Source organism: Pseudomonas sp. 1176_21 (assembly GCF_052850635.1).
The window spans coordinates 22,420-45,634 of the sequence record NZ_VXCV01000008.1 but is presented as its reverse complement, the minus strand read 5'-3'; the positions used below and the strand labels follow the sequence as shown (position 1 = coordinate 45,634).

The following is a 23,215-nucleotide window of genomic DNA, read 5'->3' as shown; positions in this document are numbered from 1 at the left end:
AAATAGGGGTATTGCGTTCGGCAGGCCCCGGTCGGGGCCTGCCGGCAGGAAGCAGGCGTCAATCCTCCGCCTGTTCGTCTCCATCGCGACGGCTCATGCCGTACTTGCGCATTTTTTCCACCAGCGTGGTGCGGCGGATGCGCAGGCGCTCTGCGGCACGCGCCACGATACCGTTGGCATCGTCCAGCGCCTGCTGGATCAGGCCCTGCTCGAGGCTGCCCAGGTAGTCCTTGAGGTCAAGACCTTCGGGCGGCAACATCGCATGGTTGCTGAAATTGGGCGTATGGCCGTTGATTGCCACGCGCTCTTCCAGGTCCGAGCGCAGGCTGTCGACCAGTTGCTCGTCCTCATCATCGACGTAGCGGAACTTCTTCGGCAGCTCGGACACGCCGATCACGCCATACGGGTGCATGATCGCCATGCGCTCCACCAGGTTCGCCAGCTCGCGCACGTTGCCCGGCCAGCCATGGCGGCACAGCGACATGATCGCGGCGGAATTGAAGCGGATCGACCCCCGCTTCTCGTGCTCCATGCGCGAGATCAACTCGTTCATCAGCAGCGGAATGTCTTCGACCCGCTCACGCAGCGGGGCCATCTCGATCGGGAACACATTGAGGCGGTAGTACAGGTCTTCGCGAAAGCTGCCCACCTCGATCATGCTCTCGAGGTTCTTGTGAGTGGCGGCGATGATGCGCACATCGATGCTCTGGGTCTTGTTGCTGCCCACACGCTCGAAGGTGCGCTCCTGCAGCACGCGCAGCAGCTTGACCTGCATCGGCAGCGGCATGTCGCCGATTTCGTCGAGGAACAGGGTGCCGCCATTGGCCAGCTCGAAACGCCCGGCACGGCTGGTGATGGCGCCGGTGAACGCCCCCTTCTCGTGACCGAATAGTTCGCTTTCGAGCAGCTCGGCCGGGATCGCGCCGCAGTTGACCGGTACAAACGGCGCTTCACGGCGCTTGGAATGGTAGTGCAGGTTGCGCGCGACCACTTCCTTGCCGGTACCCGACTCGCCGAGGATCAGCACGCTGGCGTCGGTGTCGGCCACCTGCTGCATCATCTGGCGCACATGCTGGATGGCGCGGCTGGTACCGACCAGGCTACGGAACAGGTTGGGCTCACGCTGACGACCGCGCTCGCGGGCCTGGTCGTACATCTCGCGATAGACCTGGGCACGGTGCAGCGAATCGAGCAGCTTGCTGTAGCTGGGCGGCATCTCCAGGTTGGAAAGCACCCGGCGGCGCAGGTCCTCGGGCAACTCGGCAGAAGATATTTCACCCAACAGCAATACCGGAAGGAACTCATCCCAGGCAGCCACGGTCTTAAGCAAGCCCAAAAGGCTTGCCGGAGCGTTCACGGTTCCGACCAGGACACAGAGTACTTCACGGCTGGATGACAACGACTGAACGACCTGCTGCCAATCGTGGCTGGAGCAGGAAAGATTTTCTTCGCCAAGAAAATTCAGCACCACCGCCAGGTCGCGGCGGCGAGCGTCATCGTCATCGATCAGGAGAATTTTGGTTTCACGCCACATGCAATCGAAACTTCCCTAGTCAACTCGACACCCAATGTGGGCATGCTCGACATCCATTCCGACTGGAGCGGTCAGTGATCGGACGTCTGAAATTAGAAAACAGCCACTAGTTAAGTCAAAAAATCGTACACAGTCAAATTTATGGCGCACTGCATTTTCGAACCGTCCAGCGTCAGCTGAACAGATGGTATACCTTTGCGGCGTTTTTCGCTTGGCGGATCTGCGTCATCTCGTCGACTATTGTTTGACGTTCACCACTTGCAACATCAATTAGTTGGCGGTAGACGTCGAGCAATTCCTCAAGACTGGTGCGCAGAACCTGTTCGTTGGTCGATGCCTCGGCCAGTACGTCCTCGACGCAAACACGGCAGCTCAGGTCCAGTTCGGTGATCGTTTCCCAGTCGCGGCTGGCCAATGCCCCGAGCAGGGCTTCGCGGGTTTGTTCGATACGTTCGAGCACGGCACTCATGGCGTTCTCCTAGACGTCGGCGACCTGATCGCCGATCGCGTCCCAACCTTCCTTGACGGTAATCAGCAGGCGTGCGACTTCATTGAGGATCTCCGGATCGTTCTGCACGTTGGCCTCGACCAGGCGCCTGCTCATGTAGGCGTACAGCCCATCGATGTCGGCCAGCGCCTCGGCCTGGTTTTCGAGGTCGAGCCCTTCGCGCAGACCGCCGATGATCCCGATGGCCTTGCCGATCAGGATGCCCTTCTGGGCCAGGTCATTGCGCGCGATTGCACCTTTGGCCTGCGCGATGCGATCCAGCCCGCCCTGCATGAGCATCTGCACGAGACGGTGCGGGCTGGCCTCGGAGGTCTGCGCCACGCCGTTGACTTTCTGGTACTGCCGAAGGGCCAACATAGGGTTCATGTTCTACCTCGTAACAAACGAAAAGGTTCATATACCGCCTGTATCGCCTGCGGGTCAAAAAACTTTAACCCCGAAAACGAAAAGCCCGGAGCACCCGAAGGGGTGCTGCCGGGCTTTTTTGCGGCCCCTGCTATCAGGAGTTCTTCTGCTGCGCTTCGATCGAGGCGAACATCGAGGCAATGTTCTTGCGCTGCGCCTCGAGCTTGCCGACCAGGGTATCCATGGCCACGTAGCGTTTGGTCAGCGACTCGGTCAGCGACGCAATGCGCCGATCCAGCGCCTCCTGCTGGTTCTCGAGGTCTTTCTGCAGCCTGTCCAGGCCGTTCTTGCGCGAGTCGAGAATGCCACCGGTCTGCAGGTACGGTTCGATCGCCTTGTTCATGTGCGCGAACACACCATTCTTGCCGGTGAAGAGCTCCTGCACGTCGGCACCGAGCTTCTTGTCCTTCATCGCTGCGTCGTACTTGACGGAGTTGAACTCGAGGGTACCGTCCTTCTGGGTGTTGATGCCCAGCTGGCTGAGGGTGGTCAGGCGGGTACCGTCCGACTCGGTCGCCAATTGGCTGCGCAGGTCGCTCAGCAGCGAACGGGTGGTCGGGTCGTTGGTCAACGGGCCCAGCACGGTGTTGCCATCGGCATCCTTGCTCACGGAGGTCAGGTTGGTGACCGCCTTGATCAGGGTGTTATAGGCATCGACATAGGCCTGCACCGATTTTTTCAGGCCATCGGTATTCTCGCCCACCGTAACCTGTACAGCCTTGCTGGCGTCGGAGCCGGTTGCCTGAAGCAGGTCCAGGCTGATGCCACTGATGGCCCCGGTGACGGTGTTGCTCTTGCTCGTGACCGGCAGGCCGTCGACGTACAGATTTGCATCCTGGGCCGGCTTACCGATGTAGCCGGCACCGTCACCATTCATCTCCACGCCCGGCGCGATCTTGAGCGCGTCGATGGTGCCGTCGACGGAAATGTCCGTACCCTCACCGGTCTTGGTCGAACTGAACACCAGGCGCGAACCGTCTGCACCATTGACCAGGTTGGCAGTGATGCCTTTCTCGGACAGCGACGAGTTGATGGTGTCGCGCACGGACTGCAAGGTTGCACCAGGGCCGACCTTGACGGTGTGGGTGACACCGTCCTGGGTAATCAGCAGGTCACCTTCGGGAATCGGCGTGGTGGCACCGGTGTCGAAGTTCTGGCTGGCCACCTTGGACGAGGTGGCCAGGTTGTCGACACGGATCGTGTAGGTACCAGGCACCGCGGTATTGTTGGAGGTTGCCTTGATCGCGGCGTCGTTGCTGGACGTTGCCGCATAGGCATTGAACGACGGCGCGAGGGGATCATTGAGTTTCTTCATCGCCGCCTGATAGACAGACAGCGCGCTCTTGAGCGATGCGACACCAGAAAGCATGGCCGAGTTGTTGGCAGTCTGGCGTTTGATCTGGTTGGCTTTCGGATCGGTTTCAGACGCCACCAGCGTGCTGACGATCTTGTTGATATCGACGCCAGAACCCAGACCGGTGCCCGGTAAAATTGAACTCGCCATTGCTATTCCCTCTTGGTTGCGCGCCGCCCCTAGCCGATCAAGGCTAGCGAACGTGCTGCTCGGACGCCAGCATCAGACCTTGGCGTTGAACAGCAGGCTGTTAACATCGCTCAGACTGTGGGCAATTCTCAACGCCTCTTCCGAAGGAAGTTGGCGGATCAGCTCACCGGTTTCACTGGCGATGACTTTAACTACAATTCGGCCGGATTCTTCATCCGTGGAAAATTCGAGATTGCGTCGCGACGAGGCGAGAAACTTCTCGATGTCCTTGAGCGCGTTCTTGACCTTCTCAGCTTCGGTCAGGCCGCTGTCGGCGCTTTCCTTCGCTGGCTTGATGGATTCGACAGCCTCCACGGGCTTGACCGCAGGGCGCTCGGTGGGCTGCTCCACAGGCTTCGCAGCCTGGTAGGACAGGTTCAGCTTGACGCTCATATCCATGCCAACCACCTCTCAATGCAAAAGGCGGGGGAGCGCCACAGGTGCACTCCCCCGCCGATAACCATCAGGCGATTACTGAAGCAGTTTCAGTACGGCGGATGGCAGTTGGTTGGCCTGGGCCAGAACCGAAGTCGAAGCTTGTTGCAGAGTCTGCTGCTTGGTCAGCTGAGCGGTCTCGGCAGCGAAGTCGGTATCTTGTACACGACCACGGGCAGCGTCGGCGTTTTCGTTGATGTTCTGCAGGTTGTTGATGGTGCTGGTCAGACGGTTCTGAACGGCACCCAGTGCAGCACGGCCTTCACCGATGGTCTTGACCGCAGCATCGATCGCGTCCATTGCAGCCGAGAAGTTGGTCTCGGCAGTGGCGCTGTCGCTACCGGCAATGGTGATGGCGTTGGTGATACCCAGGTCGCTGGCCAGGTACTTGCCGGTCAGGTCGATGCTGATCTGGTTGATGCCACCGGTTTCCGAACCGACCTGGAAGGTCATGGTGCTGGCGGAACCGTCCAGCAGGTTCTTGCCGTTCAGCTGGGTGGACTGAGCGATACGGGTCAGCTCGTCACGCATCTGGGCGAATTCGGAGTTCAGCGAGTCACGGTTGTCCGAATCGTTCGAGTCGTTTCGCGATTGCAGAGCCAGTTCACGCATACGCTGCAGGATGTTGACCTGCTCTTGCATCGCGCCTTCAGCGGTCTGGGCGATCGAGATACCGTCGTTGGCGTTTTTGATTGCCATGGTCTGACCGCGGATCTGCGAGGTCATACGGGTAGCGATCTGCAGGCCAGCGGCGTCGTCTTTGGCGCTGTTGATTTTCAGGCCGGAAGACAGGCGAGTCATCGAGGTGCTCAGGGCGTCGGAAGCGCGGTTCAGGTTTTTCTGAACGTTCAGCGACGTGACGTTGGTGTTTACGGTTAATGCCATGACGAATTCCTCGTTTGTGGGTATTGCGGCTTCCGGCCCTGGCAAGCGCCGGGTGTGGCCTAGAGAACCTTCGTAATAGTTATCGTCGTCTGTGCAGGTTGCTTTAGGGGTTTTTTGAAAATTTTTACTGGCACCCTGCCACTCCAATGAAATCAAGGGTTTGACGCCGGGTTTCTGGCCACTGTGCCAGGGCCCAAACAGTGGCCACCGGTCAAGACAAAAAAAACGCCACCCTTAAGGCAGCGCTTCTGCGTACAGCAAGCCAGCTCAGTCTCGACGCTCGATGATTGCCGAGCCCCACGACAGACCCACGCCAAAGCCGCTCAGTGCGACCCGCTTGTGCTGCGAACCCAGCACATGCTTTTCAAGCAGTAGCGGAATGCTCGATGAAACGGTATTGCCCGTCTCAGCCATGTCCTTGACGAAGCGCTCAGGCTCCCCGCCCTCGAACCGCTGGGAAACGGCATCCACAATGGCGGCACTGCCCTGGTGCAGGCAGTACAGGTCGATATCGTCGGCCTGCAGATGGCTGACGTCCAGCAACTGCTGCAAGTGAGCAGGCACCTTGATCAGAGCGAAGTTGTAGACCTGACGACCGTTCATGAAGAACTTGCCAGCAGTGGTCCGCAAAAACTCGGCGCCTGCGCCATCCGTGCCGAAAAGAGACTTGCCCAACTGCCAGTCTGCCTCCTCCCCCATCCATGTCACCGTTGCAGCATCACCAAACAGCATGGTGGTATTGCGATCCTCGGGGTCGACAATCTTCGAATACGGGTCGGCAGTGATCAACAGCCCATTCTTCAAGCCGGCAGCCTCCATGAAGCCTTTCATGGCATACAAGCCGTAGACATAACCGGAACATCCCAGAGAGATGTCGAAAGCGGCGATATTTGTCGGCAGACCCAGCTTGTGCTGGACGATGGCAGCTGTGTGCGGCAGGCCCTCAGCATCGCCATTCTGGGTGACAACGATCACGGCGTCGACAGAGGCCGGGGTCAGTGCGGGGTTGTTGGCGAACAGGGCCTTGACGGCCTCGACACACAAGTCGGAAGTTTCCTGGCCAGCACCCTTGCGCGGCAGGAAAGTCGAGCCGATCTTGCCAAAGATGAAATCCTGATCCTTGCCGAATTTCGCGCCTTGAGCGTAATTGTCCAGCCCTTCAGCCGGCACGTAACTGGCGATACTTTTAATGCCAATCATATGGCTTCCCAATTCAGAAAAAGCAAATTTCCACTGTGTTCCACGAAGACCAGCCAGCTATTCCAAGCTTCTGGCAGTGCCACCCGCAGGCTCAGTTGCTCCCGGTTACGGGAATGATAACAGTGAAGATGCCCGTCGTGACTCACAAGTCACGCGCTTTTATCGAATCGGTTGCCGATACGATCAGATACCGCACGCGGCTCATCCGAAGCCGGGTATGTGCAGGCGCCGGGTACGCCGGGAGAAACAGTGCTGTTGAAGCCAGCCTGATCTCCCAGCGGGAAGGGTGCCCATCTATGACAAATACACGACTCGGGCGCATAGGAGCGCCCTTGGCACCCGCAATCGATCGATTCGTTGCGGCCACTACAGATTGCCCGGCCTCAACGAAGTGACGACACTCAACCGTGCACCTGTGGTGCAGCGGGTAACGTGAAGCATCGGCTACTAGCTCGCCTGCCCCTTGGTGAAGGTCAACAACTTCTCCAGCACATCATTCACCACAGCTTCACGCCCTTCCATAGCTGCCAACCGCTGCACGGCATCATTCAATCGCCGGATGTCCTCCGGAAACTGGGTGAAGCTGTAAATCTGATCACTGCCTGACACCTTGCCGTTCTCGAACTTTTCGACAGCCTTGATCATTCTGTTGGGGTACTGATGCAGGAAACGTTCATCTTTCACGAAAACCGCCAGGAAGTCGTTCCATACATCTTGGTGTTGAGGGGTAATGAACGACTCCAGCAAAACGGGGTTCATGCCCTGACGCTTGGCCCAGGTGACCAGCGCACTCCCCGCATCAGGGTAGAAGCGCCAGCAGTCAACCGGGTAACGGTGGAATGCGCCGTTGGAAGGCACGTTGATGAACAACAGACCATCCGGCTTAAGGATCCTCAAGCACTCGGTAAACGACAGCCAGAACATCTCCGAATGCTCCAGGCACGAGGAACTGACAACGACGTCGACAGACTCGCTTTCAAACGGAAGGCAATACGGGTCGGTCAGTACAACATCGACACCTTTGCCGACGACAAAGTCCACGCCAATGTAGCGTGCGCCCGGTGGCGCGACCTCTCGAAGAGACCCATTGACGTTTTGCGCGCCGATTTCCACAACCACACAGTTCGAGTTTTTACCCAGGTAAGTATCGAAAAACAGTTGTCCATTTTGCATGGCGGTAGGGTGCATTTATTTCAAGCTTCCAATCCGAGTTAGATGATTTAGTTAGCCGACTTCAACCGACCACAGCCCTGAACACGTACTGCAATGGCAGCGCATCCTGAACAGCCATCTCAGGATCCCTTCCCGCCGCGCTCGCCATGGCATGAATTATCGGGAGAAATTTTTCACGCTGGGGCTCGTCAAAAACACGCGGCACCCCCGCGTCGACGGTCAAACCTGCCTGAGCGAACATTTCAAGCATGGTGACCAGTGTGAACCAGCGAATATGCGTCCTGTCAAACAGCCCGGAATCCTCGTAGCGGAAGTCACCGACACTGAGTCGAGCCTGCACGCTCCAGTGTTGCGCATTCGGAATACATGCCACCACACAGCTACCCGGCGCACTGGCTTCACGAATTTTCTGCAGCAGGTGCCATGGGTCGTACAGATGTTCAAGCACATCCCCAAAAACCCAGCAGTCAGCCGCCAGATCGCCGGCGAGCAATTCGGTACAGGCGTTTTCGATATTCATGTCGAGAACACGATCACAGTGTTCACGGGCTAACTCGGCGTAACTCGGATCGATCTCGATTCCCGTGTAATGTACGTGCGGGTTGAGTTTTTTATATTCGCGTGCGAGCGCACCCGAACTGCATCCGATCTCCACAACTCGCCTGGCATTGACAGGCATCAGCTTGAGCAGGTCCGGGTTATGAAACTGATGAACCGGGGTTTGTTTTTGCACAGTGGCCTCCTGGGGCTTGCGAGTGCCTGCTACGGCATACTTATCTTGGTAGCGCCGAAAGCTCTCGCGCCACGCGGGGGAGCCAAACGCCCCTCCGCTTTCATGAACGACGCTCAACGGCCACGTGCCCATGCTCAACCCGCTCAGCTCCGCCGAGCGACAGAAATCCATGTCGTAGAAGTGAAATTCAAATTGCTCGTCAAAGCGTACATTGCGCTGCTGAAGACGCTCGCTGTCCACGGCAAGCAACAGCCCATCGAGCAATTTGCAGGGCTGGGGCACGGGCCCGAAATTGGAGACCGCACAAGGGAAACCCTTGCCGTGCCCGACGATCCCGCTCAGGAAACACTTCTGATCCCAGGTAAACTGGTCATCAATGAAAGCCCACGCGGGCTGCCCCTCGACACGCCGGGTATTACCAGCCAGCCCGATAATATCGAAGGCTGCAACCGCTTCGCGGATTCGCTCGCTCCACAGAAAGTCGCACAGGTGCACGTCGTCATGAACGAATACCAGAATGGCGGGATCGCCCCTGGCCTCATCAATGACGCGGTTGTAAATCGTCGAAAGCCCCTGGGTATTCTCTGCAAACAGCCGGATATCCACAGGATTGGCCGCCTGGTGGATCTGCAAGGATCGGCCAAGAGCGGTCTTTGTGGAGAACTCCTGCTCGGAAACGCGCGTTCCACATACAACTCGAATAGGTTTCATGCAGGCACTTAGTTATTTAATTATGACAAGGCTGCCCGGTAAGCGACGCACCAGCATCCGCAGAACCGGGTACCGAGTGAAGCACGATCCGAGCCCCTCCAAGCACAGAGGGACCCAGGGCAAATCACACCAACACGCTTACAGCTTCGCCACCCAGGCCAACTCTCCCCCAGGGCTCAACTCTTCGTCGAATGCACGACCGGTGAAAGCCTGCGGCCACCGCTCAGCCAACCCCAGGGCAACGCTGGTATCCGGTACCGACTGCTCTACGACGCGCACCTGGGCCTGTGGTGTCCACACCACCGCCAATCCTGCGCTCTGCACTTGCAGGCACAACTCGATATCCGCCCCCGGCATTGCCTGCAATCCACCACACTGTTCCAGCAGAACCTTGCTCACCATCAGGCAGGCACCGGAAACAGCCGCGCAACCACGCACGGCCGATTGCCACTGATCCGCGGTGCCCAGCCAAGGCGCGCCAACCCGCGGGCCGCTCAGTAGACCATAACCGGCATGGACCAGGATCGAATCGTCACTGTACAGCGCGCCGCCCACAACGCCGACTTCCGGGCGCTGGGCTTCGTTGAGCAACCCTTCTAGCCAGGCTGGGCTGATGACATCTGCACCCGCCGACAACAGCACCAGATATTCGCCCTTGGCCTGGCTCGCTGCCAGGTTGAGCAAGTCGCTGCGCGAGGCGCCGGGGGATGCGTTCACCACCCGTACCCGGTTGCCCAACCCGGGGAACTCGGCCGCTTCTTGAGCAATCTGATCGCCAGAGCACGCTACGATCACTTCGTAGCGCGGGTAGCGCGTACGTTGCAGCACACTGGCCACACTTGCCTGCAAGGACGCACTGCCCTCCTCGCCCGCCACCAGGATGCTGACCAATGGCGTGCCGGCATGACGAAAATCGACCTGCAGGCCGGATACGCTGCCTTCACTAACGTGCCCACGATAGCCCAACTGCCCCAGATGCCGTTCGAGCACCACCTTGGCCTGGGCAGTCAATGCCGGCGAAGATTGTTCGCCAAGCACCAGATAATCATCCAGATGAGCCAGGCAAGCCAGACCATGGGTCTCGACCAGACGCAATAGCAGGTCAAGCTCGACGGCATCACGCTGGGCGTCGCTGTAGCCTCCCAGCTCGAGCACCGCCTGGCGTCGCATCAGCCAGTGGCGCGACATCAGTGCAGGTTGCCCACGTAGCAGGTCCAGGTCGGCACCTGGACGTACCACACTGTTCAGGCGTCCTTGCTCATCGCGCTGAACCTCGTTGGCACAAATAGCCTGACAAGCCGAAGCGCCGGCCAACTCCAGTGACAGATGCAGCAAGCCCCCAGCGAGCAGTTGCTCGCCAGCCTGCAGCAGCAACAGCCACTCACTCGGCAACTGGCGCACCGCATGATTGAGGTGGGCGACCCAGTTGTCCTGCGTAACCTGAATGAAATGCAAAGTGTCACGCGCGGTAGTGATAACCGGCGGCTTGCCAGCCTTGAGGACCAGCAGTTTGAAATGGCGCAGGCCGCTGGCAAGTAGGCTGTCGAAGGTAGCTTGCAGAGCGGCATCATTATCAGCCAGGTCCAACACCACAAAGGCAATCTGCGTAGCCGGCGAAGGCTTCAGACGCGCCATGATACGCGCACGCGCGGCATCATCCGGCGTTGCGGCAGCCAGCTTCGCAAGCACCTTGCCGGAGGACGTGGCGGCCAACCCCTTCTGCGGATCAAGCGCAGGGATTAGGGCCAGACGCTCCAGCCAATCGCTCATTTCGGCAGCATTGGCCTGATCGTCCTCACTGGTCAGAGAAGCGGCCAAGCGCTGACAGACCTCACGATTGAACAGGCCCAGTTCCAGCGCCTCCCAATAGCGATGCTGAAGGGTTTCGAGCGTATCGTTGGGGTGAGTGAGCAGCAATTCACGCTGGCGTACCCAACTGCCTTCCAGCGCGTGGTGCTGGCGCTCACCGGCAGGCCAGGCATGGCAGAGAAACTCCAGCGTGGTCAGGAACGCGAACAATGCACCGTTGTAATACGGCAGTTCGACATACTGACGCGGCTCAAACAGACGCTCAGGCGCCTCTGTCACACGCGTCCAGGATGAGGTGAAGAGCAGCGGTTGCTCCAGCGAAGCGTACGTGTTGCGGACAAAACGATCGAGCAGCGCAAAGCCTGGCTCATCGACGCACAGCCCGAAGGTGGCGATATCCCACTGCCGCAATGCGCGAGCAGTTTGAGTGAAGCGCTCTTCCAAAGCAGCAGGCGGCAGTGCGCTAGGCGCGTATTCCGAGACCACATCGGTCTGGTCAAGGGATTGGATCGCCCCTTGCGCCAGCAATGCGTAGGATAACGCCACCCTCCAGCCGGAAAAGTCCAGGTGCTCGGGTAACTGCGCCAGTGCCACCTGCAAGGCGCTGACCTGTAGTACCGCTCGCCAGGCAGACTGTGCGGCTTGAGCGTACTGGCCCAGGCGCGCGGTGGCACTCTCGGCAGACACGGGTTCCAAAGCAGCACCCAGCTTGTGATAGGCCACTTGCCCATTAGCTACCGCATACGCCAGTGCGTAACCCTGAGCACCAATTGATTGCGATGTAGCGCTCAAACACACTGCAGCGTTATCCAGGGCTGCGGGCAAAATGAAATCGGAATCCAGCGACAGCACCACCCATGGGGTAGTCACCTGCTGCAGTGCCTGAGCCAACCTCTGGCTGCAGGTCTGACTGCTGCTGACCAGCAATGACTCCAATGGCAAGCAAGGCACACCGGCCTGCTGGTAGAAGTGCTGTGCCCGTGCACGGTGATCGACCTGCTCATGTCCAAGCAGAACGACCGTTACATCACTGCGCGACCCGGTTCCAATTGTGTTCATAACGTACCTGTTTCAAATGATGGAGTCGGCGCCCGGCGTGACCGAGTGCCAGGATTCAGTCCGCCAGCCAGGCATTTGCCCAATGCTGGAGGTGCCGCTGTGTAAGCAGATAGTCTCGCAGTACCGCTTCACGCAGGGCATCACCCTGCTGGTAGCTGGCTTGTGGGTCAGACAGATGCATGCGAATTGCCTCCAGCCACTGTTCGGTCGAATTCTCGCGTACCCGCGTACAGGGCAGGTAACCACCGTAGGCCTTGGTCTCGGTGCAGATCACCGGGAAACCGCAAGCACCGTATTCCAGCAGGCGCAGGTTGCTCTTGCAGTCGTTGAACAGATTCTGCTCGAGCGGCGCCAGCGCCAGATCGAGGTTCAGGCCCGCCAGCTTCTGTGGGTACAGGTGCAGCGGCACGCCGGCATGAAACTCCTTGATGTAGGGACGCAGCAGCTGCGGGCACATGCCGAAGAACACCCAGTCGACCTCATTGGCCAAGGTCTTGACCACCTCGGCCAGCAGTTCGAGGTCGCCGCGGTGACTGGTGCCGCCCGCCCAGCCGACACGCGGACGCGCCGACGTCTGGCGGCGCCCCTTCAGGCCGCCCCACAACGAGCGCGAGAGCATGTTGGGGACCACTCGAATATCCCGGTGCATGCTCGACAGCGCGTCGGCCAGTGGCTCGGTGGAGACCACCACCCGATCACACAGGGCGATACCGCGGCTGACCATTTCGCGCATGTTGCCGGGCATGTTGCGCCGGTGTTCATTCTTCTCGGGCACATCGATGATGTAGTCATCGATCTCGTAGATGCGCCGAGCCGAAGAAAGTCGCTGGATGCGCGCCATCTCCTCAAGCGAGCCGGTGGTATAGCGGCACTGCAGGATGATCACATCCGGCTTGCAACGCTCAAGCTCCACCATGCTCGGCAGCACATAGTTCAACTGTCCCTGTATCCAGCCGGCCCGTTCCAGCTCCTTGAACGGCTGGCTGACGCGATAGTGTCCGACCGCAGTGGTGTTGATTGGCAAGGCCATGACAAAAGGCAGCACCGGCTGGATGAACGGCACCCATCCCTCGCGCAGGCCCGGCTCCAGGTTGAAACTGGCCATGCGCAAGCTGAGGTTGTGGTTGTACGCCGGGTCATTGGCCACGCGCGGCAGCCAGCGCTCGTAGAAGCTGTCCTTGTGCTGCTCGTCCAGGGCCACCGTCTGCGAGGTGGCCTTGGCAACCACCGCAAAGGGAGTCCAGACGATCAGATAGCCATGGTCGCGCACACGCAGACAAAGGTCGGCATCACTCAAGCCGGTCGAGAAGGTTTCGCCGTCCAGACCGCCAAGCTGGTCGAACAGCTCGCGACGTACCATCAGGCAGACGCCACTCACGGCGCTGTAGTTCTGCACGCAGGCCAACCGATTCATGTAGCCATTGGCGTCTGCGGGCTGGCCGAAAAACGGACTGCTGGCAACGCCGTGCAGCCCCAGCACCAGGCCTGCTCCGGTCACGTTGCCAGTCTGGTTGCACAATTTTGGCCCGACGATGCCGACCTCTGGGCGCTGGGCCTGACCTACCAGTTCATCAAGCCATTGCGCATCGAAAAACACGCAGTCCGAATCGAGCAACAGCAGGTAGCTGCCACGTGCCTGCAGGCTGGCCTGGTTGTAAAGCGCCGGGCCATTCGCCGAGGTTACCGGCACAATGCGCAACTGCTCGCTGCCAAGCCCCTGCATTGCAGCCAGCCAGCCTTGTACCGGCATCGACTCACGACCACTGACAGCAATCAGGATCTCGTAGTTGCGGTAGGCGGTGTGCTCGAAAATCGATTCGACGCAGCGCGTCAGTGCCTTTACGTCATCGCCTGCGGCAACGATGATCGACACCGCCGGCGTATCGGCATGTCGATACTGCACATGGGCAAACATCGAGCCTTCGGCGCTGACCACCTCGGCCTCGACGCCCAGGCGTGCCAGATGCGCACGCAGCACCCTGGGTGCCTGTACGGCACAGGCCGCTTCCCGCTGCCAGGCCTCATAGCCGTAGCGACATTGCACCAGCAGCTCGGCGACATGCCCCACCGCGCCCAACCCTTGACTCTCGACCAGTTTCCAGAGCATGTCGTGGGGAGCCAGCGACTCGAACTGCGGGTCGAAACCGCCCTGCTCACGCACCCGGGCGGTATCGAAGGCCAGCAGCCTGCCTACGTAGGGAACACTGCGCATCAGGTCCAGGTTGAAGTCCGGCTTGAAGATCGGCTGGCTGGGCTGCAGGTTGTCGTGGGTGCCTTCATCGGTGTACAGGCACGCGCAGTCGGGTTGCAGTGCCATGCGCTCGGCCATGATGACCAACGCATGCGGGTGCAGGCAGTCGCCTGCGCGCAGCAGAAATACCCAGTCGCCCGCCCCATCGCGGGTCACGCAGTCATTGAGCTGCTCGATGGCGTGGCCCTGGGCGTGCACCTGCACGAACTTGGGGTTCAACGGTTGCAGCGCTGCCGGGCCCAGCACGCAAATGGCCGCAGCGGCATAGGACTGTTGCTCCAGGCTGTCCAGCGTGGCCTTGAGTGCCACGCCATCGTCTTGAGCAGCGAGCACCAGCACGTCGATGCGCGGGCGACGCGGCCATTGCGCAATGCGCTTGGGCAGCAGGTCAAGCTGCGCCGCCGACAATACCCGACACCCCAGCCACTCGCCATACAGCTCGGTGAAGCTCAGGCTGCTGGTGCCGACCTGTTGCTGAAAGCTGGCGACCTGGCGCGCATACAGGCGCGTCAGCTCGAACTCTTCCCAGGCCTTGTCTGCGCCGACGGTGTAGAGCTCCAGTGGAATGTGCCGCACCCAACCGCTGGCCGGCGCCGGTTCACTGGTGCGCGAGGCGAGCATCTGGCGCAACCACTCGCTTTCGGTAGCGAAAGCCAGGGTCATGCTGGGGTGATGGCTCAAGCGCCCGGGGTGAACGCGCTCCAGGCTGAGCATGGTGTTCAGGTAGGCCAGGTGGCCACGGCGCAGCAGGCAGATGAACAGCGCCTCGACCAGACGCGCGCGAAAGCCCTCGCCGTCCTGCACCAGTTGCGGCAAAAAGTCCTGAACCTGGGCACGGCGCAACAGCGCATGGCTGATACCCCCAAACAGGTTCGGCAGGTTGCTTTCGAGCGCCTCCAGCAGGTCGCCGCCGTTGATCAACGCGCTGGTGGGGGAAATGATGCAGTTGGCCTGGCGCATGGGCAGTACCGTTTCGTCCGCCGCGCATATCAGCCGGTGGTGAATCAGTACATTCACGTCCGGGCAGTCGCGCAGCACCTGCGCCGACTGGCTGATGCAGCTGTCCACCAGCCAGTCGTCATCGCAGAGAAACTTGATGAACTCGCCCCGCGCCTGTTCCAGGCACATCAGCACATTGCGCGAAAAGCCCAGCGTCGACGGGTTGCGCACATACCGCAGCGCGCACGTGGCCTGGCCTGCCCACAGGTCGAAAATCGCCTTGATCTCGTTACCCTGGCTGTCGTCGCACACGACCACTTCCACGTTGGCATAACGCTGGGTAATGGCACTGTGCAGGGCACGACTGAAGAACTCGGGGTTGAACGCGGGGATGGCGATGCTGACGAGCGGCAGTTCGTTCATTGGGCTGGACCTGGAGAAAACCCCGGGGGCGGCTGAGCGCCCCCGGGTGGGTAGTGCGAGAAAGGGTCAATCAGAGCCGGTTGAACAGCCCGAGCGCGGCCAGCTTGCTGAAGGCCAGTTGCGAGGCTTGCAGCATGTTCTGCTGAAGCGTGAGACGGATCATCGTCTCGGCAGGGTCGGCGTTACGGATCGAGTTCTGCGTGATGGTGTTGGCCGACTGCAAGGCTTCGTTGGTTTCTGCCTGCACATCCAGTGCCGCACCGCGCCCACCGATGGAGCTGATGGATTCGGCGATCTTGTCCGCTGCACTGGCCAGGTTGGAGATAGCCGAATCCATCGACGCGAGGAAGTTGCGGCGGGCTGCCGGATCGTTGTCGACAGGTGTCAGCAGCGCGGTGCGCAACTGATGGATGGTGTCGAGCACGTTCTGGTTCTGGTGGTTGTTGACCTGCACCGAGTACTGGTCGCCATCTTTGGGCGTGCCACTGAAGGTGAAGTCGACGCCGGCCACGCGGGTCGGGCTGACGGTGGTATCACCGCTGCCCACAGGACGGCTGTCGGCGGTCATAGGCTGGGCATACACGTCGAATGTGGTGTCGCTGGTGAACTTGACGATCGCACCGCCACCGGGGAACGCAGCGTCGTATTTTGCCTTGTCCGCGATCGACAGGCCGCTGAGCTGACCGTCGGGCGACACGTTGCCGGGGCTGCGGGTGCCGGTGATTTCGTCGGGCTTGGAAGCGAGGGTGAACTCGTGCCCGCGCACCGCGTCGTCAGCGGCGGTGGGGTCGGTCAGCTCGTCGCCCTGCAGGCTGACTTCCATGCGGATGTCGACGCCGCGGAAGTTGATGGTGGTATTGCCGCCCTTCGGGTTGAAGACCCCGCCATTGGTGGCCTCCAGGGTACGGTCGACGTTGTTGACGTCGGTGATCTTGAATTCGGTGGCGCTGACGAACTCGACCTTGTACGGCTCGCCGCTGCGGAACAGGTCGTTGTAGGTCGAGCTGCCGGAGACCTGGCCATTGGACAGGTTGACACGCACGTCGGCCGGGTTGGCAGGCGCGGTCATGGTGGTCTGGCTGCGGCTGGTGTTTAGCGCCTTCTGGAACACGTCGTAGCCGGTCTCGTTGGTGGCCACGCTGAGCATGTCACCGACCTGCAGGTTGGTGGTGCTCTGGTCGCCCTTGTACGAGTAGGTGCCATCGGCATTGCGTTCGAACGGCTGGGTGTCACCACGCGAACCCGAGAAGATGTACTTGCCGTTCTCGTCGCGGCTGTTCATCAGACTGAACAGTTGCTCTTCGAGCTGCGACAACTCCTGCTCGTTGGCCTTGCGATCGTTGTCGGTCATGTTGCCGCTGCCGGCGCCGATCGCCAGCTCCTTCACCCGCGACAGCACATTGGTGATGCTGTTGAGGGTGGCCTCGGAGGTGCCCAGGCTGGAGCGTGCACTGGAGATGTTGCCACTGTACTGGGTGATCAGGTTGTTCTGCTGTTCCAGTTGCAGCAGGCGCGCGGCACCGACCGGGTCGTCCGCGGCGGTACGTACGCGCAACTGGTCACTGGCCTGCTGCTGGGACTCCACGGCCTTGGCGAAGTTAGCCTGATAGTTGGAGGTGCTGGTCTGGTAGAACTGGGCGGTGGAAATGCGCACGATCTACGACTCCTTAAAGGCTGTTGATCAGCGTGGAGAAAATTTCCTGCGCGATCTTGATGATCTGCGAGGAGGCCGTGTAGTACTGCTGGAACTTGATCAGGTTGCCGGTTTCTTCGTCCAGGTCGACGCCGGACACCGAAGCGCTGGCGGCTACCGCAGACTTCTGCAGGGCTCCGGTGGCCTCGGTATCGAGCTTGGCCTGGGCCGCCTTGCCGCCGACGTTCTCCACCAGCTTGCCGTAGGCATCGGTCAGGCTGATGCCCTTGCCGTTGGGGCCGACGTCGACGGTGGCCTTGGTCTGCAGATCGATCACCGCCTGGCCGTTGCGGTTGTCGGCCGAGCCGGCACCGGTCATGCCCACCGTGTAGTTGTCGCCCTGCTTGGGCGAACCGGCCACGGTCATTTCAAAGGTGATGTTCTTTTGTGGCGTACCCACCGGGTTGCCGCTGGCATCGACCATCGGCACGTTGATCTGCAGCTTGTTTTCCTGGCCCGGAATGATCGTGCCGCTGCCGATTTCATCGCCCTGGGCGTTGTGGATCTTGTAGGTCTGCGGGTTGGTGCTTTCATCACCGAACACCAGCTTGACCGGCGTCGAGTACTTCAGGCCGTTCTGCAGCTCGATGCGCTGGGCCGAGTCGTAGATGTCGATCATCGAAGTCAGGTTGGGCTGACCGATGATGCCGGTACCCTGGTTGCCTGCACCGCTGGTGCCGGTCAGCGGCGCCGCCAGCGCGATGCGCTTGGGGTCGGTGAGCACGGTGTCGAGGCTGCCCGCGGCGCCGCGGGTCGGGGTGATCTTGAACGAGTCGCCCTTGCTGGGCAGGCCACCGTTCATTTCCAGGGTGAAGCCGTCGATCACCGGCGGTGGGGTCTCGTCCAGCTTGTAGGAGCCCACTGCAGTGCCACCCGGGAGCCGGGTGACGGTGTAGTTGTTGTCGTCGGTAAAGGTCACCTGGTAGTCGCTGGTGGTCAGCTTGCCGGTGTCCTTGATGTTGACGTTAAGGCTGCCGGTGGCGGCGTTGTTGCCCGCCTTGGCGATGCTGCGCTGAGCCATCATGGTGGCGTTGTTGATATCGTTGAACAGGGTTGCGCCGAAGTCACCGTTCTTGTCGATACCTTGCGCCAGCTGGCTGTTGATCCGGTCGGCCACCACCAGGGCCACACGGCCGAGTTCGTTGAGCGCCGGTTCCAGCACGTCATTGCGGTAGGTGATCAGGCCGCCGATCTCGCCACCGCTGACGCTGTTGGTGATATCGATCTTGGTGGTGCCGCGGTTGAGCACCAGGTTGGAACGCGTCGGGTCGGTCGGGCTGTTCACCGTCTCGAGGGTGTTGGTGGTCTTGCCGAGCACCAGCGACTGGCCGTTCTTGAGGTACACGTCGAGGTTGCCCTCGCGCTCGACCACATCCACGCCCACCAGGTTGCTGAGCTGGCGCACCGCTTCGTTGCGCTTGTCGAGCAGGTCGTTGGGGCTGCCCTGCAATGACGACACGCGGGAGATCTGGTCGTTGTAGTTGGCAATGGTGGCCGTCAGGTTGTTGACCTGGGTGGCCATCGACGACAGGTTGCCGTTGATGTTGGTGTTCTGCTGGTTGAGCTGCGCGGCGATGGTGTTGAAGCGCTTGCTCAGTGCCTGGGCGCTGGTCAGCAGCAACTGGCGCGAGGCGTCTTCGGTCGGCTTGGCGCCAGCGCTCTGCAGGGCGGTGAAGAAGCTCTGCAGGGCGCCAGTGATACCGGTGTCCTTGTCCGACAGCAGCTTGTCGGTGGGGCTGACCTGATCGAGAAAGGCGTTGGCCTCGCTGCTCAGCGAGTTGGTGGTACGCAGCTGGTTTTCCAGGAAGTTGTTGTACACGCGGCGCACATCGGCCAGCGTGGTGCCGGTGCCGATGAACACCTGGCCTTCGCGGATCGAACTCTTGGAGTTTTGAATGTTCTGCTGGCGCGAGTAACCAGCGGTATCGACGTTAGCGATGTTGTTACCCGTGGTGTGCATGCCCGATTGGGCAGCGCTGGCACCGGATAAGCCGATATTGATCAAACTCGCCATAATTCAAACCTTATAGTTTCGTTGTAGTAGCGACAGCTGCGTAGCTCTCGTACGACTTCATCTGTTTTGCGATCTGCGAGATCTTGCTGGCGTAGTCCGGATCGGTTGCATACCCGGCCTTCTGCAGCTCTCGCACAAACTGTTCAGGCTTATCGGCCGCATTTACCGCATCTTTATAGCGAGCATTGTTTTGCAACAGGCTCACCAGGTCGTGGAAGCTGTCCTGGTAGGAGTCATAGGAACGGAACGCAGCGGTTTCCTTGACGAACTGCCCGTCACGGAACTCGCTGGTGATCGCACGTGCCTGATCGCCTTTCCAGTTGCCGGTGGCCTTGATGCCGAACAGGTTGTGGCTGCTGCTGCCATCGGCCTGGCGCATCACCGATTTGCCCCAGCCGGTTTCCAGGGCGGCCTGTGCCACCAGGTACCGCGGGTCGATGCCGATACGCTTGGCGGCCTGCTCGGCCATCGGCAGCATGGTGGTGACGAACTCGTCGCTGGAATCGAACGCGCGCTTGGCCGGGGCCAGTGGCGGCTGCGCCACGGCACGTCCGTAGATACGCATCGAGCCCGGCGCGGCAAAAGTCTGGGCCGGGGCCCAGTCGCCCTTGACCAGCGCATCGGTCATGGCCGTGGTGCGCTGCGGCAACGCGGCGGTATTGGTGGTGGCTGGCGTGCCATCTGCCGAGGGCACGATACCGGCCAGCAGGCGATCGGTGAGCTTGCCGGGCAACGCCAGGCGCCGCGAATTGAGCGCCGCCATGTCGTTGCGGTGGCTGGTGCTGGCGGCATCACGCAGTGGCTCGGCCACCTTGGTCGCCCACAGGCTGCGCTGCTGCAGATCGACCCGCGGGAACGGGCTGCTGGCCGCCGCTGCAGCGTTGGTGGCCTTCTGCTTGGACAGCTGGCGCATCAGCACATCCTGCAGGCCGATGCCGCCGCCCTCGCGGGACATGCTCACCGCCAACTGCTGGTCGTACATCTGCTGGTACTGCTTGGTGGTTTCGGTATTGAGCGGGTTGTCCTTGGCCAGCACATCGCTGGCCGAGCGCATCGACTTGAGCATCTCGTTGAGGAACAGCGACTCGAATTCCTGGGCGACCTTGCGCAGGTTGGCGTCGCTGTCGCGATCACCCACCTTGAGCGAGTTGAGGCGGTTGAGGTCGGTGTAGGCACCACTGTCGGCGGCACTGATGCCGCTTTTAGGCATATCCATGACCAGCCCCTCAGATCACGATCAGGTCGGCTTGCAGCGCGCCGGCCTGTTTGAGGGCTTCGAGAATCGCCATCAGGTCACCGGGGGCCGCGCCCACCTGGTTGACCGCACGCACGATCTCGTCGAGCGTGGTGCCCGGCCCGAACTTGAACATCGGCTTGGCTTCCTGCTCGGCGTTGACCCGCGAGCGCGGCACCACCGCCGTCTCGCCATTGGAGAACGGGCCGGGCTGGCTGACGATCGGGTCTTCGGTGATGGTCACGGTCAGGCTGCCGTGGGTGACCGCCGCTGGCGATACCTTGACGTTCTGGCCGATCACGATGGTACCGGTACGCGAGTTGATGATGACCTTGGCCACTGCCTGGCCGGGGTCGATCTCGAGATTCTCCAGGATCGACAGGTAGTCGACGCGCTGGCTCGGGTCCAGGGGTGCGGTGACGCGCACCGAGCCACCATCCAGCGCCTGGGCCACACCCGGGCCGAGCAGTTCGTTGACCTTGTCGACGATACGCTTGGCGGTGGTGAAGTCGGGGCGATTGAGGTTCAGGGTCAGGCTGTTGCCCTGGTTGAAGCCGCTCGGCACCGAGCGCTCTACCGATGCACCGCCCGGAATACGCCCGGCCGATGGCACGTTGACGGTGATCTTGGAACCATCACGGCCCTCGGCATCAAAGCCGCCCACCACCAGGTTACCCTGGGCAATGGCGTAGACGTTGCCGTCGATACCCTTGAGCGGGGTCATCAGCAGGCTGCCGCCGCGCAGGCTCTTGGAGTTGCCGATGGACGACACCGTGATGTCCACCACCTGGCCCGGCTTGGCGAACGCCGGCAGGTCGGCGTGCACCGACACTGCCGCGACGTTTTTCAGTTGCACGTTGCCCGAGCCCGGCGGCACCTTGATACCGAACTGCGAGAGCATGTTGTTGAAGGTCTGCAGGGTGAACGGGGTCTGGGTAGTCTGGTCACCCGTGCCGTTGAGCCCCACCACCAGGCCGTAGCCGATCAACTGGTTGGTACGCACGCCGGAAATGCTGGCGATGTCCTTGAGCCGCTCGGCATGTACGCCGAACGCGGTGGACAACAGGACAGTCGCGGCAATCAGCTGCTTGATGTTGAACATGATCATCCGAACCTAGAAAGGCCAAAGCGGGCTGATGAAGAAGCGGTCCAGCCAACCGGGCTGGCTGGCATCGGCAAACGAGCCGGTGCCCGAATAGGTGATGCGCGCATCGGCGACCCGGGTCGACGGCACGGTGTTGTCGGTGGCGATGTCGTCGGCGCGTACCATGCCGGCAATACGCACCAGCTCGTCGCCGGTGTTGAGGGTCATCCACTTCTCGCCGCGTACCGCGATGATGCCGTTGGGCAGCACGTCGGCCACGGTGACGGTGATCGAACCGGTCAGGGTATTGCCCTGGGCCGCCTTGCTGTCGCCCTTGGTGGCGCGGTCGCCGCTGTAGCCGGCGCTGAGGCTCAGGTCACCGTCGCCAAACGGATTGTTGGTGTTGACCCCGGCACCGAACAGCGAGGTCAGGCCAAGCTCGGCCTTGCTGTTCTTGGCGATCTGCGAGTTGGCGTTCTTGCTCGCCTGGGTACGCTCGTTGAGCGTGATGGTGATGATGTCGCCCACCCGGAACGCCTTGCGGTCGCTGTACAGGTTCTGCTCGAAACCGGCCTGGTAGATGGAGCCGTTGTTGGCCGCTGCAGGCAGGGGTGTACGCGGCAACACAGGCGCGTAGTACGGGTCGTTGGGCTTTGGCGTCGGCGCGACGCAACCGGCCAGCAACACCACCCCACCCAGGGCGAATACGGACAACAAACGGCTCATGACTCTGACCTCACGGTGTAACAGGCGCCGCATCAGCGCCCCTGGGGCTTCACTTACAGGTTCTGGGTAACGAACGAGAGCATCTGGTCGGCGGTGGAAATCACCTTGGAGTTCATCTCGTAGGCACGTTGGGTGGTGATCATGTTGACCAGCTCTTCCACGGTGCTGACGTTGGAGTTTTCCAGGGTCTGCTGCAGGGTGGTACCGAAGCCGTTCAGGCCCGGCGTGCCGATCTGCGGCGCACCGCTGGCGGCGGTTTCCAGGAACAGGTTGTTGCCCATGGCCTGCAGGCCGGCCGGGTTGATGAAGTCGGCGGTCTGGATGTTGCCGATGATCTGCGCGGCCGGGTTGCCGGCGGTGGTGATCGATACGGTGCCGTCCTGGCCCACGGTGAAGGTCTGCGCGTCTGGCGGCACGACCACGGCAGGCTCGAGGGCGAAACCGTTGGCGGTGACCACCTGGCCATCGGAGTTCAGGTGGAAGGTACCGTCACGGCTGTACGAAACGGTGCCGTCTGGCTGCAGTACCTGGAAGAAGCCGCGACCGTTGATGGCCATGTCCAGCGGGTTCTCGGTGGTTTGCAGGCTGCCGGTGCTGAAGTTTTTCTGGGTGCCGACGATGCGCACACCAGTACCCACCTGCAGACCCGATGGCAGCTCGCTGTCCTGGGTCGACTGTGCACCTGGCTGGCGCTTGATCTGGTAGAGCAGGTCCTGGAACTCGGCACGATCACGCTTGAAGCCGGTGGTCGAGACGTTGGCCAGGTTGTTGGAAATGGTGGTCAGGTTGGTATCCTGGGCGGACAAACCGGTTTTACTGACCCAAAGAGCCGGAAGCATGCTGTTCTCCTCGTGCG

The 23,215-nt window shown here is 61.0% G+C and carries 18 protein-coding genes; 1 reads left to right on the top strand and 17 read right to left on the bottom strand.

What is annotated here, in order from left to right; translation table 11 throughout:
* Window positions 1-58 precede the first annotated feature (58 nt).
* Window positions 59-1,477 carry a transcriptional regulator FleQ gene (fleQ, locus tag FW760_RS18710; protein ID WP_235384250.1) on the bottom strand — a complete coding sequence of 473 codons (1,419 nt, stop codon included), beginning with the start codon at window positions 1,475-1,477 and terminating at the stop codon, window positions 59-61.
* On the opposite strand from fleQ, the gene FW760_RS18705 reads away from it, so the two are divergent.
* Window positions 1,424-1,612 carry a hypothetical protein gene (locus tag FW760_RS18705; RefSeq protein WP_229590459.1) on the top strand — a complete coding sequence of 63 codons (189 nt, stop codon included), beginning with the start codon at window positions 1,424-1,426 and terminating at the stop codon, window positions 1,610-1,612. The genes fleQ and FW760_RS18705 overlap by 54 nt on opposite strands.
* Before the next feature lie 94 nt (window positions 1,613-1,706).
* Here FW760_RS18705 and FW760_RS18700 read toward each other — a convergent pair whose 3' ends face one another.
* The 16 genes from FW760_RS18700 to flgG all read right to left on the bottom strand — a co-directional run bounded on the left by FW760_RS18700 (window position 1,707) and on the right by flgG (window position 23,198).
* Window positions 1,707-2,003, bottom strand: a complete 297-nt coding sequence (locus tag FW760_RS18700) for a flagellar assembly protein FliT (protein ID WP_043861799.1) — start codon at window positions 2,001-2,003, stop codon at window positions 1,707-1,709.
* A 9-nt stretch (window positions 2,004-2,012) separates the two neighbouring features.
* Window positions 2,013-2,408 carry a flagellar export chaperone FliS gene (gene fliS / locus FW760_RS18695; protein WP_043861798.1) on the bottom strand — a complete coding sequence of 132 codons (396 nt, stop codon included), beginning with the start codon at window positions 2,406-2,408 and terminating at the stop codon, window positions 2,013-2,015.
* A gap of 133 nt (window positions 2,409-2,541) precedes the next feature.
* Window positions 2,542-3,951 (bottom strand): flagellar filament capping protein FliD, encoded by a 1,410-nt coding sequence (gene fliD, locus FW760_RS18690; RefSeq protein WP_058542056.1) that lies wholly within the window; start codon window positions 3,949-3,951, stop codon window positions 2,542-2,544.
* Window positions 3,952-4,023: 72 nt separating this feature from the next.
* Window positions 4,024-4,389, bottom strand: coding sequence for a flagellar protein FlaG (locus FW760_RS18685; protein ID WP_043861796.1), 366 nt, complete (start codon window positions 4,387-4,389; stop codon window positions 4,024-4,026).
* Between the two features lie 72 nt (window positions 4,390-4,461).
* The gene (locus FW760_RS18680) at window positions 4,462-5,310 is read right to left on the bottom strand and encodes a flagellin domain-containing protein (protein ID WP_054915638.1); all 849 of its coding nucleotides are present in this window, start codon (window positions 5,308-5,310) and stop codon (window positions 4,462-4,464) included.
* A gap of 267 nt (window positions 5,311-5,577) precedes the next feature.
* The gene (locus FW760_RS18675) at window positions 5,578-6,510 is read right to left on the bottom strand and encodes a ketoacyl-ACP synthase III (protein WP_116053230.1); all 933 of its coding nucleotides are present in this window, start codon (window positions 6,508-6,510) and stop codon (window positions 5,578-5,580) included.
* A gap of 447 nt (window positions 6,511-6,957) precedes the next feature.
* A complete protein-coding gene (locus FW760_RS18670; RefSeq protein WP_116053227.1) occupies window positions 6,958-7,698 on the bottom strand; it encodes a methyltransferase domain-containing protein in 741 nt (246 codons plus the stop codon).
* 46 nt (window positions 7,699-7,744) lie between these two features.
* Window positions 7,745-9,127 carry a bifunctional glycosyltransferase/class I SAM-dependent methyltransferase gene (locus FW760_RS18665; protein WP_116053225.1) on the bottom strand — a complete coding sequence of 461 codons (1,383 nt, stop codon included), beginning with the start codon at window positions 9,125-9,127 and terminating at the stop codon, window positions 7,745-7,747.
* Between the two features lie 138 nt (window positions 9,128-9,265).
* Complete coding sequence (locus FW760_RS18660; protein WP_116053222.1) at window positions 9,266-11,995, bottom strand: glycosyltransferase; 2,730 nt, start codon at window positions 11,993-11,995, stop codon at window positions 9,266-9,268.
* Window positions 11,996-12,050: 55 nt separating this feature from the next.
* Window positions 12,051-15,608, bottom strand: a complete 3,558-nt coding sequence (locus FW760_RS18655; RefSeq protein WP_116053219.1) for a glycosyltransferase — start codon at window positions 15,606-15,608, stop codon at window positions 12,051-12,053.
* Window positions 15,609-15,678: 70 nt separating this feature from the next.
* Window positions 15,679-17,262: a flagellar hook-associated protein 3 gene (locus FW760_RS18650; RefSeq protein WP_116053216.1), complete on the bottom strand. Its 1,584-nt coding sequence runs from the start codon at window positions 17,260-17,262 to the stop codon at window positions 15,679-15,681.
* Window positions 17,263-17,275: 13 nt separating this feature from the next.
* A complete protein-coding gene (gene flgK / locus FW760_RS18645; RefSeq protein WP_054915644.1) occupies window positions 17,276-19,315 on the bottom strand; it encodes a flagellar hook-associated protein FlgK in 2,040 nt (679 codons plus the stop codon).
* Between the two features lie 10 nt (window positions 19,316-19,325).
* Window positions 19,326-20,531 carry a flagellar assembly peptidoglycan hydrolase FlgJ gene (gene flgJ / locus FW760_RS18640; RefSeq protein ID WP_043861789.1) on the bottom strand — a complete coding sequence of 402 codons (1,206 nt, stop codon included), beginning with the start codon at window positions 20,529-20,531 and terminating at the stop codon, window positions 19,326-19,328.
* A 10-nt stretch (window positions 20,532-20,541) separates the two neighbouring features.
* The gene (locus tag FW760_RS18635; RefSeq protein ID WP_054915656.1) at window positions 20,542-21,651 is read right to left on the bottom strand and encodes a flagellar basal body P-ring protein FlgI; all 1,110 of its coding nucleotides are present in this window, start codon (window positions 21,649-21,651) and stop codon (window positions 20,542-20,544) included.
* Window positions 21,652-21,663: 12 nt separating this feature from the next.
* Window positions 21,664-22,359 (bottom strand): flagellar basal body L-ring protein FlgH, encoded by a 696-nt coding sequence (gene flgH, locus FW760_RS18630; protein WP_043861788.1) that lies wholly within the window; start codon window positions 22,357-22,359, stop codon window positions 21,664-21,666.
* 53 nt (window positions 22,360-22,412) lie between these two features.
* On the bottom strand, window positions 22,413-23,198 hold the full coding sequence (gene flgG, locus FW760_RS18625) for a flagellar basal-body rod protein FlgG (RefSeq protein ID WP_043861787.1): 786 nt from the start codon (window positions 23,196-23,198) through the stop codon (window positions 22,413-22,415).
* Window positions 23,199-23,215 lie beyond the last annotated feature (17 nt).

Bases quoted from the DNA above. Each gene is read 5' to 3' on its own strand.
- FW760_RS18660 (WP_116053222.1), bottom strand. From the start codon at position 11,995: ATGAACACAATTGGAACCGGGTCGCGCAGTGATGTAACGGTCGTTCTG.
- flgH (WP_043861788.1), bottom strand. From the start codon at position 22,359: ATGAGCCGTTTGTTGTCCGTATTCGCCCTGGGTGGGGTGGTGTTGCTG.
- FW760_RS18680 (WP_054915638.1), bottom strand. From the start codon at position 5,310: ATGGCATTAACCGTAAACACCAACGTCACGTCGCTGAACGTTCAGAAA.
- FW760_RS18685 (WP_043861796.1), bottom strand. From the start codon at position 4,389: ATGGATATGAGCGTCAAGCTGAACCTGTCCTACCAGGCTGCGAAGCCT.
- FW760_RS18665 (WP_116053225.1), bottom strand. From the start codon at position 9,127: ATGAAACCTATTCGAGTTGTATGTGGAACGCGCGTTTCCGAGCAGGAG.
- FW760_RS18675 (WP_116053230.1), bottom strand. From the start codon at position 6,510: ATGATTGGCATTAAAAGTATCGCCAGTTACGTGCCGGCTGAAGGGCTG.
- fliS (WP_043861798.1), bottom strand. From the start codon at position 2,408: ATGAACCCTATGTTGGCCCTTCGGCAGTACCAGAAAGTCAACGGCGTG.
- FW760_RS18700 (WP_043861799.1), bottom strand. From the start codon at position 2,003: ATGAGTGCCGTGCTCGAACGTATCGAACAAACCCGCGAAGCCCTGCTC.
- flgK (WP_054915644.1), bottom strand. From the start codon at position 19,315: ATGGCGAGTTTGATCAATATCGGCTTATCCGGTGCCAGCGCTGCCCAA.
- FW760_RS18655 (WP_116053219.1), bottom strand. From the start codon at position 15,608: ATGAACGAACTGCCGCTCGTCAGCATCGCCATCCCCGCGTTCAACCCC.
- fliD (WP_058542056.1), bottom strand. From the start codon at position 3,951: ATGGCGAGTTCAATTTTACCGGGCACCGGTCTGGGTTCTGGCGTCGAT.
- FW760_RS18670 (WP_116053227.1), bottom strand. From the start codon at position 7,698: ATGCACCCTACCGCCATGCAAAATGGACAACTGTTTTTCGATACTTAC.
- FW760_RS18635 (WP_054915656.1), bottom strand. From the start codon at position 21,651: ATGTTCAACATCAAGCAGCTGATTGCCGCGACTGTCCTGTTGTCCACC.
- flgG (WP_043861787.1), bottom strand. From the start codon at position 23,198: ATGCTTCCGGCTCTTTGGGTCAGTAAAACCGGTTTGTCCGCCCAGGAT.
- flgJ (WP_043861789.1), bottom strand. From the start codon at position 20,531: ATGGATATGCCTAAAAGCGGCATCAGTGCCGCCGACAGTGGTGCCTAC.